Source organism: uncultured Psychroserpens sp. (assembly GCF_947500255.1).
Lineage (GTDB): Bacteria > Bacteroidota > Bacteroidia > Flavobacteriales > Flavobacteriaceae > Psychroserpens.
This window is the reverse complement of the sequence record NZ_CANMRL010000006.1, coordinates 34403-49795: the sequence shown is the minus strand read 5'-3', so window position 1 is coordinate 49795 and position 15393 is coordinate 34403. Positions and strand designations below refer to the sequence as shown.

General features: G+C 33.5%; 13 protein-coding genes. 6 read left to right on the top strand and 7 right to left on the bottom strand.

Features of this window, described 5'->3' with window-relative positions; genetic code table 11:
* Positions 1–48: 48 nt before the first annotated feature.
* Genes Q0783_RS15290 through Q0783_RS15270 form a run of 5 tightly spaced genes read right to left on the bottom strand, consistent with a single transcriptional unit; the run spans position 49 to position 4469 of the window.
* On the bottom strand, positions 49–663 hold the full coding sequence (locus Q0783_RS15290) for a matrixin family metalloprotease (RefSeq protein WP_298896566.1): 615 nt from the start codon (positions 661–663) through the stop codon (positions 49–51).
* Positions 656–1891 (bottom strand): alpha/beta hydrolase-fold protein, encoded by a 1236-nt coding sequence (locus Q0783_RS15285; RefSeq protein WP_298896564.1) that lies wholly within the window; start codon positions 1889–1891, stop codon positions 656–658. Before Q0783_RS15285 ends, Q0783_RS15290 begins: the two co-directional genes overlap by 8 nt.
* A gap of 34 nt (positions 1892–1925) precedes the next feature.
* Positions 1926–3779 carry a M1 family metallopeptidase gene (locus Q0783_RS15280; protein ID WP_298896562.1) on the bottom strand — a complete coding sequence of 618 codons (1854 nt, stop codon included), beginning with the start codon at positions 3777–3779 and terminating at the stop codon, positions 1926–1928.
* A gap of 2 nt (positions 3780–3781) precedes the next feature.
* The gene (locus Q0783_RS15275) at positions 3782–4021 is read right to left on the bottom strand and encodes a hypothetical protein (protein WP_230936905.1); all 240 of its coding nucleotides are present in this window, start codon (positions 4019–4021) and stop codon (positions 3782–3784) included.
* Complete coding sequence (locus Q0783_RS15270; RefSeq protein ID WP_298896560.1) at positions 4014–4469, bottom strand: SRPBCC family protein; 456 nt, start codon at positions 4467–4469, stop codon at positions 4014–4016. Before Q0783_RS15270 ends, Q0783_RS15275 begins: the two co-directional genes overlap by 8 nt.
* A gap of 306 nt (positions 4470–4775) precedes the next feature.
* On the opposite strand from Q0783_RS15270, the gene Q0783_RS15265 reads away from it, so the two are divergent.
* From Q0783_RS15265 to Q0783_RS15250, 4 genes are read left to right on the top strand one after another with little or no spacing between them, the layout of a single operon-like run.
* On the top strand, positions 4776–6719 hold the full coding sequence (locus Q0783_RS15265) for a peptidylprolyl isomerase (RefSeq protein WP_298896558.1): 1944 nt from the start codon (positions 4776–4778) through the stop codon (positions 6717–6719).
* A 1-nt stretch (position 6720) separates the two neighbouring features.
* Positions 6721–7572, top strand: a complete 852-nt coding sequence (locus tag Q0783_RS15260) for a peptidyl-prolyl cis-trans isomerase (RefSeq protein ID WP_298896556.1) — start codon at positions 6721–6723, stop codon at positions 7570–7572.
* A complete protein-coding gene (locus Q0783_RS15255; protein WP_366915447.1) occupies positions 7556–8992 on the top strand; it encodes a peptidylprolyl isomerase in 1437 nt (478 codons plus the stop codon). The genes Q0783_RS15260 and Q0783_RS15255 overlap by 17 nt, the downstream gene beginning before the upstream one ends.
* Position 8993: 1 nt before the next feature.
* Positions 8994–9947: a MoxR family ATPase gene (locus tag Q0783_RS15250; protein ID WP_298760122.1), complete on the top strand. Its 954-nt coding sequence runs from the start codon at positions 8994–8996 to the stop codon at positions 9945–9947.
* On the opposite strand, the gene Q0783_RS15245 is transcribed toward Q0783_RS15250, so the two are convergent.
* Both Q0783_RS15245 and Q0783_RS15240 read right to left on the bottom strand, forming a co-directional pair.
* Complete coding sequence (locus Q0783_RS15245; RefSeq protein WP_298896554.1) at positions 9948–10547, bottom strand: SCO family protein; 600 nt, start codon at positions 10545–10547, stop codon at positions 9948–9950.
* Positions 10548–10551: 4 nt separating this feature from the next.
* On the bottom strand, positions 10552–11694 hold the full coding sequence (locus Q0783_RS15240) for a hypothetical protein (RefSeq protein ID WP_298896552.1): 1143 nt from the start codon (positions 11692–11694) through the stop codon (positions 10552–10554).
* 11 nt (positions 11695–11705) lie between these two features.
* On the opposite strand from Q0783_RS15240, the gene Q0783_RS15235 reads away from it, so the two are divergent.
* Positions 11706–12881, top strand: a complete 1176-nt coding sequence (locus tag Q0783_RS15235; protein ID WP_298896550.1) for an acyltransferase — start codon at positions 11706–11708, stop codon at positions 12879–12881.
* A gap of 189 nt (positions 12882–13070) precedes the next feature.
* Positions 13071–15341 carry an aconitate hydratase gene (locus Q0783_RS15230; protein WP_298896548.1) on the top strand — a complete coding sequence of 757 codons (2271 nt, stop codon included), beginning with the start codon at positions 13071–13073 and terminating at the stop codon, positions 15339–15341.
* Positions 15342–15393: the final 52 nt, after the last annotated feature.

Here is a 15393-nt window from a genome sequence, read left to right as displayed (position 1 = left end):
TTGACTCGAACTAAGTTAATAAAAGAAAAGGAACTAAGTTGAAATGCGTTAATTCATATCGTATTTGCAATTGTCACACAATTCAAAACCAGCAGAATCTACTGTATGTATGGTTTCAACAGCATCTTGCATTACGCATTCGTTATGATCACAATGACTAAGGCCTAGGTTGTGACCAATTTCATGAACCGCTATTTTTTGAATACGACTTTCAAAAATTTTAGGTTTTTTATGTTTTAATCTGAAAGTTGAAATCACACAACTTTTACCTGGTCTGTAGCCAAGTCCAAAAATTCCCCAATCTGAATATTTAGATTCCGGTGTTTTTATTGAGCCATCAGGATTTTTTTTTGTTGTTGAGATATCTTTTGAGGTAATACCTAAAACGTAATCAATAGAATCAGGACGAATTTTTAATAAGTCTATAAGAAGTGAATCTGCTCTGTATCTCGGACTTTTAATTTGTACAAAGGCAGATTTTGGAAGTTCTTTTTTTTCTAAAATAATAATGTCAGCATTATACGATGTCTTTAAAATCTCTGAAATCGAATGAATAACTTTTTGATCGATATCACCATAAGGTTGGATGCCTATTCGCTTAACGCCTGATGAACAAGAGCAACAAAGCATGCACACAAAAAAATAGAGTATGAATTTATTCATTTTCTAGTTTTTCTAATTTTTCCTTGGCATAAGAACTCTTATTTAAAGATAGCGATTTTTTAAAATTTTCTATGGCTTTTTCTTTATTACCAATGACCACATATAAATCTCCAATAGTATCATAAACATATGAGTGTTCAGGGTAATTAGTGACATTATATTTAAAAAATTGTTCGGCTTTTTCAAATTGTTTCAGTTCCATGCACTTATACCCTAAGTTTGAAATATAGTATAGGTCTGGTTTAATGTCTCTACCAAATTCCTTTGACAGTCTTGTATAATATGCCTTTACTTTACCTAGAATATCATAATTAGGATCCGTTAGGTCTTTGTTGTCTATTTTTATTTGATAGAAATTAAAAATATAGCGTAAGGCGTCATACTCTGCGATTAGTGGAACAGAACCATGAGTGTCGTCTTTGTAGTATATTCCTTTAAAAGATAAATTGTTTAGAGAATCATTCTCTAGTATCGATTTTAGTTCTAAAATTGCTCTTATGTGTCTAGTGCTTTTGGTTGTGTCTTTTCGTACGTTTACAATATCCATACCTTTATTCATGGTATTTGCTATACCTAAAAAAAGAGATTTATTCTTGTATTTTTTATCGAATTTTATAGTCTTGATTTTATCTAATAGGTTATTGTTATTCCACCACATTGACGGATCAATGGCAACATAAGAATTAAATAATTCGGGTTTGTGTACTAACGTATTCATAACGGTTAAACCTCCTAATGAATGACCAATAAACATACGATATGATTCTGTTGCGTAATTTGAATCTATATAAGGAATTAACTCGTTTTCAATAAATGAAATAAATTGATCTCCTCCACCAGTTTCTTCAATCATACGACTGTTTGAATAAGAAGATTTTGAACTTGATTTTGTAGGTGATAAATCTCTCATCCTATTTGTATTTGGAATTCCAACTACAATCATTTTTGGGCAAACAGTATTTCCATTCACAGTACTTAATTGCCTTATCATTCCTACTACAGAGTAAAAATGTGCATCGCCATCTAGGAGATAAACAACAGGATACTTTTTGTTTTTAAAAATGCTCTTGGTATAATCCTCAGGAACATGAATCCATAGTTGTCTTTGTTCATTTAATATTTTGGAGGTTATGGTATCAATTTTTCCAATATTGATTGCGTTGCTATTCTGTCCGTTCACATAGTAAAGACAAAAGGATAACACATATAATAAGAATGTTTTCTTCATTTTATATGTTCTAATTAACTTTTCAGGATGTATATCATCCACCATAACCTAACATGTCATCAATAGTATTAGCCGTTACCGAATGATAGTTAGCTCTCGCTTTTTTATAGATAGCTAAAGCTTCGTCCACTTTGTCATTTCGCTTGTAAGCTTTGTATAAAGTCGAAACATACCAACGTCGCCCTACACGTATCAAAAAGTCTTCGATATGCCGATCTACATTCTTACCATGATAATCATGATTAATGGTTTGCTCGTACCAAACCATAGCGACATGGGAGTTACTTGTATTAGTGAGATTAAAAGCTTCATCAAAACGTTTTAAATCGTCTATTGTGATTGTTTCAGGGAAATTTCTAATAAAATGTACCCATTCTTGAGTCGTCCATGCTGTTGTTTTTGATACATCTACTGATTGTTTGTCGATAAATGAACTTAATGTATTTTCAACATTTTTAAATTTATTGGATACAATTATCGCTTGATTATCTGGTATTCCTGGTTGATAAACCCATTCATCTACATTAAATTTGATACCATTTGGTTCTAGTAAATTCGAATTGAGATAATCTACAAAACCTTCAGTAGTTACAGTAGAAAAGGCATTGACCTTGAAGTAGTTTTTGAGAAAAGCATCAAATTTTTCCCGTCCTACTTTTTCTTCAAGTGTTCTTAAAAAGAGATAGCCTTTGTCGTAGGCAATACTATTCATGCCATCGTCTGGATTTTTGTTAGTGAGATCCAATTTTAGTTTAGTCATATCAGGTTCGTCTTTAAATCCTTCAACTTCTTCTTCAAGATCTTGTCTGCCAATAAGCGCGATCATATTAGCACGATCTTTTCCGTAGAGAGCTTCCATGATTCTAATTTCAAAATAAACAGTAAACCCTTCATTGAGCCAGAAATCATTCCATGTGGCATTGGTTACTAAATTTCCAGACCATGAATGCGCTAACTCATGTGCAATTAAAGAAGTTAAGCTCTTATCTCCAGCAATAACGGTTGGCGTGGCAAATGTAAGTCGTGGATTTTCCATTCCACCAAACGGAAAACTTGGAGGAAGTACGATTACATCAAACTGATCCCAGTCATAATCGCCATACAAGTTCTCGGCAGCAACGACCATTTTTTCCATATCTGAAAATTCAGATTGTGCCTTATCCACCAAAGATTTTTCTGCGTAAACACCAGTTCTATGACTTACTGCTTTATACTCTAAATCACCAACGGCTAGAGCAATTAAATAAGGCGAAATGGGTTGTTTCATTTTAAAAGAATAGGAACCATCAGCAGTTTTTTGCTTTGGGTTTTCGGCACTCATCACTGCTATAAGGTGTTTAGGGACATGAACAGTCGCATCATAAGTGATTCTAATTTGCGGACTATCCTGAATGGGAATCCATGTGCGTGTTAAAATGGCTTGGCCTTGTGTAAATAAAAACGGATTTTTTTTGTCTGTAGTTTGTTGCGGATTTAGCCACTGTAAGGCTTCTGTTTTATCTGTGGTTTTGTAATGTACCGAAATGTGTTTGGTGTCGTTTTTTATCACAATACTTAATGGCTGTCCTAATTGCTCATCAAAGTTACCAAGAGTAAATGGAGTGTCTTTTCCATCGGCTTCCACACGTACAATGTCTAAAAATTTTGAGTCTAAAATAATTTCAGACGCATTATTGTTTTCAATAGTGTAAGTAGCTGTACCATTAATGGTTTTAGTATCAAAATCGACATCTATATTAAGGTCTAAATGTTTGATTACAGATGTGTTAGGTTGCGCGTATGAATGAGATTCTTTAACGTAATTCATAGTTTTGTTGTCTTCCTTTTTATCTGTTTCACAACTTAAGATTAATGTAGTTAGAGCGAAAAGTAGTACTTGTTTTTTCATAATTATTTATCTGAATAGATTTGTCCTCGATGCGGCTTTAGGGCATCTCTAATAGGCTTCATTTCATCGTCGGTTACAACCATAAATGCAATGTAGTGCATTTCTGAAAGTTGTTCAAAACCTGTGATGTCGAGATTTGTTTTTTGAATAACGATATATTCTTTGAGATGTTTTACATGGTGTTCGGCAATTTTCAAGGCATCTGGCCCTCGAAAATCCCAAATAAGTTTTAGTTTACGCATCGGCAACAGATATTCCTTCTTCAGCAAAATTTTTGAAATCCTGCATGTATTTAAGGCTTTGTTTTTTAAACATACTTGGCATTAAAAACAGCATAAATCTCATAACCAAATTTAGTGGTAAAAACTCAGTTTTGGAAGTCCATTTTGTAAAACCATCATTAGTTTTTTCAAAATAATTCTTTTGAACATTATGCACGCTTTTAGTCGTGTAATTGGCATGGAACTCATAAGGGAATTTACGTTTGGTAATAGTTTCGATAAGTTCCATTTTACGCCTGCCAAATTTGTAGTTGAGTTTCATTTTAGCACCTAATTCACCTGGAGTTCCAGAAATGTGCTCTGCAGATACGAGTCCGCGTTGCCAATGTTTCATGTTTTCAACATTATCCATTTTTTTTATAAACTCATCCAAAGGTACATTTACCTTTATTTCTGTAGTATATTTCATTTTGAATATAGAGGGATTATTCAGTCATAAATGTAATTAGTTTTTTGTAGAGTTATTGTTAAATAATGTTCAATAACCATAATTTTGGATGAGTGGTTAATTTTTATCCATTCAAAAATTAACAACCCATAGTTTTCTACACTAAATTTGATTCTTGTTCGTTTGAAAATTGTAGCTTGTTTTATAGGCTAATTATATTATTTTTGCTGAAATTAGCTCATAAGATTTAAATGAGATATAAGACTAAAATCTTAATATAAGTTTAGGACAATGGGTGCATTGCAGCCGTTAAAAAAAAGAATGTACATGAAATTATTTGTCACTTCATTATTACTTTGTTTTAGCTTGGGTTTACAAGCTCAGGTAAAAGATAAAGATGTATTGTTTACAGTTGAAGGAGAGCCAGTTATGGCCTCGGAATTTATTAGAGTTTATAATAAAAATCTTGATTTGGTTAAAGACGAAAGTCAGAAAGATATTGATGCTTATCTAGAACTTTTTGTCAATTACCAACTAAAGGTAAAAGAAGCCCGACGTTTAGAACTTGATAAAGATCCTAACTATTTGAGAGAGTTCAATAACTATAAAAAGCAACTCACTAAAAACTTCATGGCCGATAATAAAGTTACAGATGCTTTGGTTGAGGAGGCTTATCACCGAACAACAAATGATGTTAAGGTGTCTCATATATTGGTACGATTGGACGAAACTGAAACTGATACAACCGCAGTATATAATCAACTTTTAGAATTACGTGAACGCGTGGCAAAAGAGGGCTATGCAACAGTTCAAAAAGCAGTACATAATGGTAAAACCATTTTTGCTGAAGACTTAGGTTACTTTGGAGGTTTTAAGATGGTATATCCTTTCGAAACTGTTGCGTTTAATACGCCTAAAGGTGAAATATCTATGCCTTTTAGAACTCGTTTTGGTTATCATATTCTTAAAGTTTTTGATAAGCGAAAATCATTAGGGGAAGTCACTGTAGCTCATATTATGATCTCCAATAAGCAGAAAGATAGTACTGTAGTTCCTGAAACGAGAATCAATCAAATCTATAAGAAGATTCAACAAGGGGAAAAATTCGAATCTCTGGCTAAGCAATTTTCAAATGATAAAAGTTCTGCTAAAAAAGGTGGTGCATTGGCACCATTTACTGGAGGGCAATTAAGCTCTAAAGAATTTGAAGATGTTGCATTTTCTCTAGAAAATCAAGGCGATATTTCAGCACCTTTCAAAACAGCTTATGGCTGGCATATTATGAAGTTAATTCGTAAAAAAGGAATTCAACCGTTTGAAGAGGTAAAAGTACAGCTTCAAAATAAAGTAAAGCGAGATTCTAGATCTAAATTGATCAATTCTGCCTTGGTGAAAAAACTGGCAACTAAATATAAGGTAGAAGAAAATAAAGAGGGCTTAACCTATTTTGAGAGTATCATAACCGATGCTTATTTTAAACAAGCATGGAAAACACCTGAAGGGTTTGATGCAGATAAAACTTTAATCAAGATTGGAGATGTTTCAGTATCTAACAAAGCATTTTCAGACCATTTAATGAGTAATCAGCGAAAGTATAATAATAGGAGAGCAAATCCTAAAGCACTTATTGAAACAGAGTATAATGCCTTTTATGAAGCACAAGTATTGAAATATCACGAAGATAACTTAGAATTTGAAAATGAAGATTTTGCTTTTGTTTTAAAAGAATATAGAGATGGGTTATTACTGTTCGACTTAATGGAAAAAGAAGTCTGGAACAGAGCAGCTAAAGATTCGGTTGGTTTGAAAGCATTCTTTGAAAAAAATAGAGCTAATTATACTTGGAAAGATAGAGTTGATGCCGTAATCTTATCTTCAGCTTCTGAAAGAAAAATAGATCAGTTGAGAGACGCTCTTTTAAATGGAGCAGATATTGATGAGATGTATTCTAAATTGATTACTGAAAGGTCTTCTACATTAATAACTACTCAAGATGTTTTTGAAGAAGGACATGCATCTTTACCTAAAGATTTTGAATTTAATAAAGGAACTTCGAAAATTTATAACCATAATGACTCATATCATGTTATTTATGTCAAGGAAGTCTTCCCATCAGGACATAAAACACTTGATGAAGCTCGAGGCAAAGTGGTGAGCGATTATCAAGCCTATATTGAAGATGATTGGGTAGATACATTGAGTAAACGTTTTAAAGTAAAACTTAATGATTCGGTTTTGAAACGTGTAAAAAAACAAATTTTAAAAAAGTAATTTGAAGAAAAAAATTGCCCTTATACTGTCAGCTTTAGCTTTTGTATCATGTGATTTTTTTAAAGAAACAGATGATAGAGTTCCTGTGGCTAGAGTTGGCGAAAGTTATCTTTATAAGGAGGATGTTGAAGGTTTAGTAGTTGAAGGTACGCCTAAGGAAGATAGCACACAAATTGTGAATGGCTTTATAACGCGATGGGCAACACAACAATTACTGTTAGATGGCGCAGAGCGTAATCTGCCTGAAGAAAAGCAAACGGACTTTGATAAACTGGTTGATCAATACAAAAATGATTTGTATACTAAAGCGTATTTGGAAGCATTAGTTATAAAGAGTATAGATACCATTGTTGATGAAGCACAAGCTAAACAAGTATATGAATCAAACCAAGAGGCTTTCAAACTCAATGAGGAATTAGTAAAGTTTCGTTATATAACGATTCCTCAGAATGCCATTAATGAAGATGAAATTGAAGAACGCTTTAAACGATTTGATGCACAGGATAAAAGATATTTAGATTCGATCTCTGTTCAATTTAAAAGTTACTCACTTAATGACTCCATGTGGATTAAAGCCTCTCAAATCACTGAAAAAATTAGTGTTCTAAATTCTGAAAACAAAAAAGAACTGTTAAAAAAATCTAATTTTGTACAACTCAAAGATTCATTAGACCTATATTTGATGCAAATTAAAGACGTGTTATCTCAAAATGATCTAGCGCCTTTAGAGTATGTAAAACCTACCATTAAACAGATTGTAATTAACAAAAGAAAATTAGAGTTGATTAAACAACTTGAAAAAGATATTACCAAAGATGCAATTAAAAACAAACAATTTGAAGTCTACAATTAAATCGGTTATCACAACAGCGATGGTATGTGTGTTTGCTGTAAATTTATCTACAGCTCAGGAAATAATTCCAGACGAGGTAGACAATTCTAAAAAGAAAATGGATTCAACGCAAACCTCTGCACGAAAAAAGGTTGATGGTGTTGCAGCCGTTGTTGGTGATTTTGTTGTCCTAGATTCTGATATTGATAAAGAATACATTCAACTACAAGCTAGAGGTGTATCTATAGCCGAAATTACGAGATGTCAACTTTTCGGAAAACTTTTAGAGGATAAGTTATATGCACACCATGCTATTCAAGATAGTATTACAGTAAATGAATTAGAGATTCGCTCTAATATCGAGCAACAAATTAATGCGTTTTTAGAATCCAAAGGAGGATCGATGGCAGAGTTGTTATCATTCTATAATAAAGACAGCGAGGAAAGCTTACGTGAAGAAATGTTTGAAATTAATAAGAATGCTAAGCTGGCTGGTGATATGCAAAGAAAGATAATTGCAGATGTAGAAGTCACTCCTGAGGAAGTTAGAGAGTATTTTAATAGTATTCCTAAAGAAGAACGCCCTGTATTTGGTACCGAGCTTAAAGTAGCACAAATCGTAGTGACGCCTGAAATAAGTGAAGAAGCAAAGCAAGCGGCTATTGACAAGTTAAAAGAATTCAAAGCTGATGTTATTGAAAATGGAGCAAGTTTTACGACTAAGGCAGTATTTTACTCTGATGATAAAGCTGCAAGAGGTAAGGGAGGTGCATATACATTAAACAGAAAACGTCCGCAAATGGTAAAAGAGTTTCGCGATGTAGCATTCTCACTTCAGGAAGGAGAGATTTCTGAGCCTTTTGAAAGTGATTTTGGTTATCATATTATTTTGTTAGAAAAAATTAGAGGACAAGAATATGATGTGAGACATATTTTAATTCGACCAGAAATTACTGAATCTTCAGTATTGGCAGCAAAAGAAAAAATCACTAAAGTACGAGAGCGTATTCAATCTGGAGATTTGACCTTTGCTGATGCTGCTCTTGAGTTTAGCGATGAGGAAGAAACTAAATACGAAGGCGGTCAACTTATAAATCCGTATACTCAAGATTCTAGTATGGAATTAACAAAAATGGATCCAGAGCTTTATGGTCAAATTCAAGACTTAAAAGACAATGAAATTAGTTTGGTATTGCAAGATCAAGATAGAATTAATCCAATAAAATTCAAAATATTAACGGTTACTGATAGAATAGATGAACACGAAGCAGATTTTGCACGTGATTATCTGAAAATTAAAAGTTTAGCCTTACAAGAGAAACAATATAAAGAAATTCAGAAATGGCAAGAAGAGAAGATCTATGATACGTATGTGAAGATTTCTGACGATTATAAAAGTTGTGAGTTTAATAGTAACTGGTTAAAAACTGAAAAAAAATAATATGTCTGACGTCGCTGCAATTGAACAGTTTGTAAAAAAATATAATGCCCTAAAAACCGAAGTAGCCAAAGTCATTGTTGGTCAAGATGATGTTGTTAATCAGATATTGATTTCCATATTTTCTGGTGGACACTCACTATTAATTGGTGTTCCAGGTTTGGCAAAGACCTTGATGGTAAATACCATAGCACAAGCGTTAGGGTTAGATTTTAAACGTATTCAATTTACTCCAGATTTAATGCCTAGTGATATACTAGGAAGTGAGATTTTAGACGAAAACAGACATTTTAAATTTATTAAAGGGCCAATTTTTGCCAATATTATTCTGGCCGATGAGATTAACCGTACGCCTCCAAAAACTCAGGCAGCCTTATTAGAAGCAATGCAGGAGCGAGCTGTAACTGTCTCAGGACATCACTATAAACTAAGTTTGCCTTATTTCGTTTTAGCAACCCAAAACCCTATTGAGCAAGAAGGAACGTATCCGTTACCAGAAGCACAATTAGATCGTTTTATGTTTGCAATCAATTTAGAATACCCATCATTCAAAGAAGAAGTAGAAGTAGTGAAATCGACCACAACAGATCAACAAGCTACAGTTAATGCATTGTTTACGGCTCAAGAGATTATCGATTTTCAAAATGTGATTCGTCGCATTCCTGTTGCCGATAATGTGATAGAGTATGCTGTAGGTATGGTCGCAAAAACAAGACCAAATGGATCTGATGCTTCAGATTTAGTTTCGGAATTTGTCGATTGGGGAGCTGGACCTAGAGCGTCGCAAAATTTAGTGTTAGCTGCAAAAACTCACGCTGCAATTAACGGGAAGTTTTCTCCAGACATTGAAAATATACAAGCCGTTGCTTCAGGGATTCTACGTCATAGAATTATCAAAAATTATAAAGCTGAAGCTGAAGGTATTACTGATGATCAAATCATCAAAAGTCTATTTTAATTAGTTTAACAGACGTTTAATATCTTCCTTTAATAAAGCAACTTCCTCATCTAAGAGAATATTATAAAACCCTCTTATATGCTGTTCTTTGTCTATTAAAGCGACATAACTTGAGTGATAAAAATCGGTTCCGTCTTCGTTAGGTTTAAAGTTCGTCTTTAATGTGTTAGCAATACCCTGTAATTGTTCTTCAGAACTAGCTCTTAGTATTTGCCATTGCCTAGAATTTATATTGTGAATTTTAGAGTAGTACTGCAATTGTTCTAGGGTGTCTTTAATGTAATCAATAGATATTGAATATTGCATGAATTCCTTTTCTTTAGAAAAAGTATCTGCGATTTCCAATTGTTTTATACGCATAGGCGGGCAAATAGAAGGACAACTTGTAAAGAAAAAATTCATTGTATGTACTTTACCTTCAGTAGAAGAAGAAGTGATGATGTCACCATCTTGATTGATAAATTTATAATCATCGACCTTGTAGAGTTTCTTTTTTCCGTCGATATAATTATAGCTTAAAATGGGTAATTCTGCAGGCTCATTTTTTGTTTTACAAGCAAAAAGCAGTAGAATCGTGAGACTGAAAATTTTAGATTTCACAAGGCTAGAATTTGAGTTCACTTATCTTATCTTGCATTTCACCATCATAATAAAAGATAGCCATGCTTGCCATCATTTCTTGATCTTTATCTGTGGTGTTGTCAATTTCCAATAGCATTTCATATACATGATTCTCGTACATCCAAACACCTTTCTGACTAGAAAAAGATGGTGTGCGTTTTAAACCAATTTTATCCTTAAAATTTTCACTCTTACAATCATAAATGATCGCGCCAGTGGTTTTATCTCTCAATACAAACCTATTGGCAAAAGGGTGCAAGTGCGAAGTGATTTGATGTAATCTTATACTGTCTTTAATGTTAAGTTGAGCTGAGGTATCGTAGGTGTAATTGTGTTTTCCAGGCTTAATAATCCAATGTCCTGATAAAGGATTCCCTTTGGTGTCTATATAAGTGTGATTTTTAGTCTCTACTGGAATGCAGGCATTTGGTAATTCTTCTGTTGGTCCTTTAAAAGGATTGTCTGGATCAAATGGAAACATCATAAATACTGTTTTTGGTTGCAGCGGAATGAGAGGTTTCTGACTATGTTTTGCGAATCCAATTTCAATTTTATGTTTGATGTTAAACGTGGAGTCTGTAATATTATGATTAAGAGCCTGTGCATTGATAAACAAACGTTCATTAGAAAATACAGGAAAACCAAATCCTTCGGGTAATTCAAAATCCTCCACACCATTACTTATAGATGTGATTCTTGGATATTGAGAATTGATACGGTTAGTCATGTTCCAACGATTATAATGCTCTGCATCACGATACTCAAAATTGGTATGACATACAAAATCGTTAGACATTTTGCGCTTCTCATCAGAAGATACAGCATTGGTTTTAAATGAGGTGAGGAACAATAATTCTTCTTTGGTGTCATCGATAACCACATACTGATCAGACTTAGGGCCTTCCATCGATTTGTAAATATTACTAATAACAAAAGTAGGTGAGGTATATACCACTTTAGTGTCACTTAGATCTTTTTTCCATTCTGAATCTACTAAATTTAGCGTGTAGTAAATTTTGGATTTGATCAACTCTTGATGTCGCGTCTTTAAAGATTTAAAATAAATAAATCCAGCACCAAGAATCAAAACCAGAAAAATTAGTATAAATTTAAACGTTCTGCGCATATTCAAATGTAATGAAAAACCCTCATGATAAAAAAAATGATGAGATACGTATGAAAATAGATTACGAGAAGCGAATTTTTGGTTTAGATATCATGAGAGCCATAGCTATACTTTTGGTGGTTTGTTCTCATTCTGCTTGGATTTTTCCTCAAACAAAAAACGTGTTCACAGATTTGATGAGTGTAGCTGGCTTAGTTGGAGTTGAAGTGTTTTTTGTGCTTAGTGGTTTTTTAATTGGACGATTAATTTACAAATTATTCACATCACCATCTTTTGATTTTAGAGATGTAACTTATTTCTGGATTCGACGCTGGTTTAGAACATTGCCTAATTATTATTTAATTCTCTTGTTTAATGTGCTTTTAGCTATTTATCTTGGAACGGTATTACCTGAGAATTTATGGCAATACGTTTTCTTTATCCAGAATTTTGCATGGGAAATGCCTTTGTTTTTTGGTGAATCGTGGAGCTTGCCTATAGAAGAGTTTGCCTATATACTTGGGCCATTGTTATTATATCTGGTGTTGTTTTTAAACTTGAAGATTAGTAAATCTAAACTGTTTTTAATCATAACCAGTTGCATTGTGTTGATATTCTTTTTAACTAAAATAGGATACTATTTTAATCACCTACAAACTAACATGATCTTTTGGAATGTAAACCTTAAAGCTGTAACCATTTACAGAATTGATGCTATTTATTATGGTGTTTTGGCAGCATATGTCGCTATTACTAAGGAAGACTTTTGGTTAAGATATAAGTATTTGTTTTTTGTTATTGGTGCTTTAGTTTTTCTAGGACTTAATTTTATTGTGCCTGCAAAGCAACTGTTTATTGAAAGCTATCCATTTTTCTGGAATGTCTTGTATTTGCCTATAAATAGTTTGGCAATTGTCTTTACGTTACCAGTATTATCGCAAATTAAATCTGCGCCAAAATTCATACTGGTGCCTGTGACTGTTATTAGTTTGATCTCATATTCAATGTATTTAATTCATTATTCGGTGGTGATGCAGCTACTTAAACATTTTTTTCCAACAGAAGGATTATCTACAAACATGCTATTCATCTATTTGATTGCTTATTTTGTAATTACAACTATTGGTTCCTATCTTTTGTATGTGATTTTTGAAAAACCAATGACTAATCTTCGAGACCATAAGAAAATTAAGAACCATTTTAAATAAGCTTGAATTGTTAATTTAATAATTTTCATGTGTTTTATTTGTTAATTTTTCATTTTAATCATTAAAAAATCATTATTTATTGATTTATTTTCAATGTTTTTAGCATTTCGTTACATATTTTTAAATTTCCTTTAAAATTTGTATTTTTGCAGGACTTAAAAAATGATAATTAACCTTTAAATAATACATATGGCTTTTGATATTGACATGATTAAAAAGGTTTATGCAAATATGTCTGAGCGTGTAGACGCTGCTCGTGATATTGTTGGTAAACCATTAACGCTTTCTGAAAAAATATTATACTCTCATCTTTGGGATGGAAATCCAACCAAGGCTTTTGCTAGAGGGAAAGATTATGTAGATTTTGCACCAGATAGAGTGGCATGTCAAGATGCAACAGCACAAATGGCATTGTTGCAGTTTATGCAAGCTGGTAAGCAAAAGGTTGCTGTACCAACTACAGTACACTGTGATCACTTAATCCAAGCAAAAGTAGGTGCAACCACAGATTTACAACATGCAATTAATACCAGTAATGAGGTGTTTAATTTCTTAGAGTCTGTATCTAATAAGTATGGTATTGGTTTCTGGAAACCTGGAGCTGGTATTATCCATCAAGTAGTTCTAGAAAATTATGCATTTCCAGGCGGAATGATGATTGGTACTGATTCTCATACAGTAAACGCTGGAGGACTAGGCATGGTGGCTATTGGAGTTGGAGGAGCAGATGCAGTTGATGTTATGGCTGGTATGGCTTGGGAATTAAAATTTCCGAAGTTAATAGGTGTGAGATTAACAGGAAAACTTTCTGGATGGACAGCACCAAAAGATGTGATTTTAAAAGTAGCTGATATACTTACTGTAAAAGGAGGTACTGGTGCTATTGTAGAATATTTTGGTCCTGGCGCTACGTCAATGTCATGTACAGGAAAAGGAACTATTTGTAATATGGGAGCCGAAATTGGAGCGACGACATCTACATTTGGTTATGATGAATCTATGGAACGTTATTTACGTGCTACAGATCGACCAGATGTTGCCGATGCAGCAAATGAAATTAAAGAGTACTTAACAGCAGATGCTGAAGTATACGCGAATCCTGAGCAGTATTTTGATCAAGTAATCGATATTAATTTATCAGAATTAGGACCATTATTAAATGGACCATTTACTCCAGATTTATCAACGGCTGTTGGGTCTACAATGACAGAAAAAGCTAAAGCTAATGATTGGCCATTAAAGGTAGAATGGGGATTGATAGGTTCTTGTACTAACTCATCTTATGAAGATTTATCACGTGCCTCTTCTGTAGCACAACAAGCCTTAGATAAAGGTCTTAAAACTAAAGCCGAATTTGGTATCAATCCAGGTTCTGAAATGGTAAGGTATACTACAGAAAGAGATGGTATATTGGAGATCTTTGAAAAATTAGATGCTAAGATATTCACTAATGCTTGCGGACCATGTATTGGACAGTGGGCACGCTATGAAGATCCTAAAAATGCACCTAAGAATAGTATTGTACATTCCTTTAACAGAAATTTCGCAAAGCGTGCCGATGGAAATCCAAATACACATGCCTTTGTAGCTTCACCTGAATTAACTGCAGCTATAGCTATTGCAGGACGTTTAGATTTTAATCCGTTAACGGATAAATTAATCAATGAAAATGGTGAAGAAGTTATGTTAGACGAGCCAACAGGATGGGAGTTGCCTCCAAAAGGTTTTGATGTTGATGATAATGGCTACTTAGAACCAATGGCAGACGGAAGTGGCGTTGAAGTTAAGGTTGCTTCAGATTCTGAGAGATTACAATTATTGACTCCATTTGTGCCATTAGGAGATGCTATAACTGATGCCAAGCTTTTAATTAAAGCCTTTGGAAAATGTACTACTGATCATATATCTATGGCTGGACCTTGGTTGCGTTTTAGAGGGCATTTAGATAATATAGCCAATAACACTTTAATTGGAGCTGTTAATGCTTTTGGTAAGAAAACCAATTTTGTTAAAAACCAATTAACAGGAGAATATGGTGGTGTACCTGATACAGCTAGAGCTTATAAAGCAGCAGGAATAAAATCTATTGTAATAGGTGACCATAACTATGGAGAAGGATCTTCACGTGAGCACGCAGCTATGCAGCCTCGTCACTTGGGTGTTGCCGCTGTAATAGTGAAGTCATTTGCGCGTATTCATGAAACAAATCTTAAAAAGCAAGGAATGCTTGGATTGACATTTGCGAATGAAAATGACTACGATTTGATACAAGAGGATGATACATTTAATTTCTTAGACTTAAATGAGTTTGCCTCACATAAACAATTAACTATTGAAGTTGTTCATGCCGATGGAAGCAAAGACACAATTAAAGTTAACCATACTTATAATCAGTCGCAAATTGATTGGTACAATGAAGGTTCTGCTTTAAATTTAATCAAGAAAGAAAACGCTGCATAACAGTAGTTTTAAAAATTATACCATAAAGCTCTTGAGAAATCAGGAGCTTTTT